The organism is Marinospirillum sp. (assembly GCF_014859565.1).
The window spans coordinates 1-4,504 of record NZ_JACUUA010000244.1; the positions used below are offsets into that span (position 1 = coordinate 1).

6 protein-coding genes are annotated in these 4,504 nt (G+C 48.5%); 1 reads left to right on the forward strand and 5 read right to left on the reverse strand.

Translation table 11 applies throughout. The features are described from left to right. Positions 1-253: 253 nt before the first annotated feature. From IBX50_RS17495 to folE, 4 genes are all read right to left on the reverse strand, one after another. Positions 254-1,036 carry a TIGR04219 family outer membrane beta-barrel protein gene (locus IBX50_RS17495; protein ID WP_292257583.1) on the reverse strand — a complete coding sequence of 261 codons (783 nt, stop codon included), beginning with the start codon at positions 1,034-1,036 and terminating at the stop codon, positions 254-256. Between the two features lie 93 nt (positions 1,037-1,129). After that, positions 1,130-1,390, reverse strand: a complete 261-nt coding sequence (locus IBX50_RS17500; RefSeq protein WP_292257584.1) for a hypothetical protein — start codon at positions 1,388-1,390, stop codon at positions 1,130-1,132. Between the two features lie 34 nt (positions 1,391-1,424). Continuing rightward, positions 1,425-1,799: a dihydroneopterin triphosphate 2'-epimerase gene (gene folX / locus IBX50_RS17505; RefSeq protein ID WP_292257585.1), complete on the reverse strand. Its 375-nt coding sequence runs from the start codon at positions 1,797-1,799 to the stop codon at positions 1,425-1,427. A gap of 12 nt (positions 1,800-1,811) precedes the next feature. Then, a complete protein-coding gene (gene folE / locus IBX50_RS17510; RefSeq protein WP_292257588.1) occupies positions 1,812-2,363 on the reverse strand; it encodes a GTP cyclohydrolase I FolE in 552 nt (183 codons plus the stop codon). Positions 2,364-2,655: 292 nt separating this feature from the next. Here folE and IBX50_RS17515 point away from each other — a divergent pair, with 292 nt between their 5' ends. After that, positions 2,656-3,150 (forward strand): hypothetical protein, encoded by a 495-nt coding sequence (locus tag IBX50_RS17515; RefSeq protein WP_292257586.1) that lies wholly within the window; start codon positions 2,656-2,658, stop codon positions 3,148-3,150. Between the two features lie 16 nt (positions 3,151-3,166). Here the strand turns inward: IBX50_RS17515 and mltC are convergent. Continuing rightward, on the reverse strand, positions 3,167-4,504 hold a 1,338-nt coding region (gene mltC, locus IBX50_RS17520; RefSeq protein WP_292257587.1), incomplete at its 5' end, for a membrane-bound lytic murein transglycosylase MltC.

Sequence of the window (4,504 nt, forward strand, 5' to 3'; positions counted from 1 at the left end):
TCAGGCACTTATTCAACAATCAACCCAGCCCTTAAAGCTGGGTTTTTTGTTGTGCCCGGCGAAGCCGGCAAACCGAGTCACCTGAAAGAAGAAGCCTGGTAACAGTGTGAAGGGTAAAACCAGAACGACTGCTGGCGGAGGTTCAGCGGACTGAGCTGGGTCAAAAGTCCAGTTCAGACGGTTCTGTGAGAGGGATGAAGCGGCAACGCCTCACCCTACTCAATTATTGCAGCAACAACAATCCGACCGTCAATCAGAACCCGGCACGGATGTAAGCACCAAAAAATGCACCGTCCAATGTCAGATCACCATAGGTATCATCCAGATCATCCAGTGTCAGGCTAAAATCACGGTAACCAGCGGTAATACCGGGTTTGATCAGCGGAAAACCGTCATACTGGTAGCGCACATCAAAAGTCAGGTCAGTCAGGCTGCTACCGCTATAACTGATGGTATTCACACTGGCTCCGGCAGAGAGACCAAAAGGCACACCCACCCGACCCGCCAGATAACCCATAGGAAGCGGAGCAGTTAGATCTACACTGCGTGGTTCTGCACCCGTACCTTCAAATGCAAAAGAGCCATCAAACATGCGAAGCGTGGCACCCAGCTCCACCCGCAGATCCACCAGCGGAATAAAGGAAGTCACACCATCCAGAAAGCGGTAATAGGCAGTCACATCGGTATGGCTAAGATCAACGCTGGTATTTGTGCTACCCGAATACGTCTCACCTAAAAATTTAACCGTTTTATTTGTGTTACCGGAAAACTCAAGTGAGGTCTGACTCACACGAAAGTTAGGAATCACGGGAATAAAGTGATCAAACTGAACAAACAGCTGATTTGAAGACTCACCGGACAGTCCTAGCTGATCCTTCACATCCAGTCGATCTTCACCTTCTTTACCCTGAATATAACCGGAAGGTGAAACATCCCACAGATTAACACCAGCAGTGATATTAAAATCCACCGCCTGAGCATTAATTGCCGTTAATGGCAGCAATACAGTACCTGCCAACATCATGATTTTACGCATTTTTTTTCCTTATATTTCAAACCTACACAAGATTATTATAACGCTGTTGATACAGATTACTGTTGCTGTTGTGTACCATCACTCACCAGCCAACTATCCCAGATATAAAAACAGAAACAACAGCACCAGCACTGCATTCAGTAGCAGCGAGGCATACACAAACACCAGTCCGGTGTAGTAGTTTGGTTCTTTATGAATGGCGCGGCGAGCCAGCAAGCCAGCAACAACCGAAGGAGCAACAAACCAGGGGCCATAAACAGCAAAAACCACACCGGCCATTGCCAGTACCAATGCCAAAATGGAGAGGTTGTGATTCATTTTAATAACAGGTTGGGAGTCTTGCGGGTCTTTCATAGTACAGGTCTCTTACTCTCATACAAGGACTGGATCAGCGCTTTGCGCTCAGAGTAACAGAAACCGAGTCAGAAAAACGCAGCGCATGAGGTTTGTCGACTTCTACATCAGCCACCTGAACCTGCTCATGACTCATGACTATTTCCAGCAGCTCTCGCGTCAAGCGCTCCAGCAGTGCAAAACGTCCATTTTCAACATGAGCAATCAGTTTTTTGGTAATAGTGCGGTAGTTTAGAGCTTCATCAATCTGATTAAACTGCACTGCACGATCAGCAGCATAACGGATCACCACGTTCACAATAATATCCTGCTGGTTCTGAATTTCATCCTCCTTGATACCAATATAGGTACGCAGGCGCAGGTTTTTGATACGAATGGTGGCCAGTGAATAAGGATCATTATGAGGCATTACGGGGCTTCCTTAATCAATCAACTTCAGAAATTCCTGGCGGGTGTTTTGTGATGCACGCAACTGACCCAGCATTACAGAGGTTCGCATCATGGAGTTTTGTTTTTCCACACCACGCATCATCATACACATGTGGCGTGCCTCAACCACTACACCTACACCGGCAGCTCCGGTCACTTCCTGCACTGCTTCGGCAATCTCACGAGTCAGCTGTTCCTGAATCTGTAAACGCCGCGAAAACATGTCCACTATGCGGGCAAATTTGGATAAACCCAATACCTTGCCCTGCGGCAGGTAACCAATATGGCATTTACCAATAAAAGGCAGCAGGTGGTGCTCACACATGGAGTAGAGTTCAATATCCTTCACAATCACCAGCTCATCTGTTTCTGAGGTGAATACAGCGCCATTGATCAGATCAGTGAGATTTTCACGATACCCTTTGGTCAAAAACTCCATGGCTTTTGCTGCCCGTTTGGGTGTGTCCACCAAGCCTTCACGCTCAGGATTCTCTCCAAGGTTTTTCAGGATGGCATGATAATGAGGAATCATGGACTCAGCCATTGGGCTAATGTCAGCATTCGCTTTACGGTTTTGTACAGGTGTCAGAGCATTCATAGGTATTTTCTCTTGCAGGATCAGCTGGAGCCACTTTGTATAAGAAATGTATATCTTTACTGCATAAAAAACCAGCTTTTCCGACCGGGATAGTAGGAATTAGCATCAAAAAAACTTATGATCCTGTCAGGGAGCGAAGGGTAAAACTCATGCGTCAAACTGATCTGAATAACCAATCAATAGACTCTGTTATACTCATGAAAAGTGAACACTGAATCAACGAGGGATCATGCAGGCTATGAAAAAATTAATTGCAACCTTTGCCCTGATGGGCTGTTCTTTTGGATTAATGGCTCAGGATACCTTACCACTGCAGACTGGGCAGATGCTGGATGCTACCGTCATCAGCAAGGTTACTCTCAAGGAAGGGCAGAACCGTGAGAACCTGTGGTTTTCAGTCGAAACCAACCGCGTGGAAGGTACATCTACCCACAAGTTGAGTAATTGCACCATGACGACTGATGTCAACCTGAAGGAAGGCAAAATGCACCTGCAGAGCAAACAGCTGCGCTGCATCAGCACCACCGGTGAAATTTTCACCGACAAAAATATCCAGGCAAGCCTGACTGCCAGCACCAGTGAGGTTTGCACCTCCGGCAGTGGCAAGTGCTCAGAAATCACCCTGCAACCTGGCAGCAACTATGTTTTTGAAATCAAAAACTCCTCCAGCCTGATTGCTGAATTTAACCCATCTCGAGAAATTAACCTAATGCGGTTACAGCAGGACATTTAAATCCTGCCCTCACATCTTACCGAGCAGAGGCCATGGCACGATAACGCTGCTGAGCCTCTGTTACTTTTTTGATGTAACCCCTCGCTTCAGCACTGGGATGATTACGGTGCAAACGATCGTACACCTGCTGCGGTGTCAGTTGATTGATCACATTAATGGCCTGACGCCGATCCGTGTGGAAGGTTCTCATCACGTTACCCGCTCCCCCGTTATACCCGGAGATAATGGCGTATTCCTTTGAAAGAGGGTGACGGATATCTTTCAGATAAATGTCACGCAGTATCGTGAGATAGGCCGTGCCGGTATCAATATTGTTGGCAGGATTGAACAGATAGCTACGAGTCGGCTGATCATTACGTTGTTTATGTCTCTGAAACACGTCCCTGCCTGCAGTTGATGGCACAATTTGCATCAATCCATAAGCTGGAATATGACTGGTTGCGTAGGGGTTAAAGTGGCTTTCAGTTTCCATAATTGAATAAATCAGCGCCTCATCCACGTTGTAACGTCGACTGGCATCCCGCACCAGGTGTTCGTACTGATGACCCCGGACTTCGGTATGATTGGCAACTAGCGGAATTTCTACACGATAAACGGTATGTCCATCACGTTGCAGCTGCTGAATCTGATTATTCACTAGGTGATCAGCAAATCGATTGGCTCGCCATTCCCAGCGCACCGGCTGCCCTTCATGATCCATCACCTGACCGGCCAGCAATGCCGGACCCGAATAACTGATCGCCTTGTCGCTGTAGATTTCAGGGTTTTCAGCATCATAAGGGGTTAACAGCGTGGTGATGATTGCTTCTTTCAGGCGCTCCTTTGGATTGGATTGATCCACGGTTTCCACCACAATGACACCCTGATCAAAATCCATCGCCCCGCGACTTTGGTACTCATCGGTATATTTAACAAACTGGTGGGCGGAGGCTGGGGCAGCTGCGGCTCCCCACTGCTGACGTACTTGTTGCTGCAACTGGGCTATCTGCTGCTGGTACTCTTTCACTTCCTGTTCAAGGCGCTGAATGATTTCCTGCTGGCCTTGTAAATCGTCTGATAAATTGGGAAAACGTTCCAGCCAGCTGCTGGCAATGGCGGGCTGCTGAGGTGGTGGTGTAGCTTGCTCCTGCTTTTGCGGTGGCGGTGCCGCAGCAGCAGCGACCACAGCGGGTTTGCTTGCTGCTGCTGACTGAGGCGGCGGCACCAGACTATCCACCTGAATATCCGTGTCATCACCCAGCGGCACACCCTGCTCAGGATTGGCTGGTAATACCTGCACACGAGTCTGACTTTCCTGTGCTGGTGCTGGAGCCGGGCGAGAAGCCGGTGCCGGAGCTGGTGCCGGAGCTGGTGC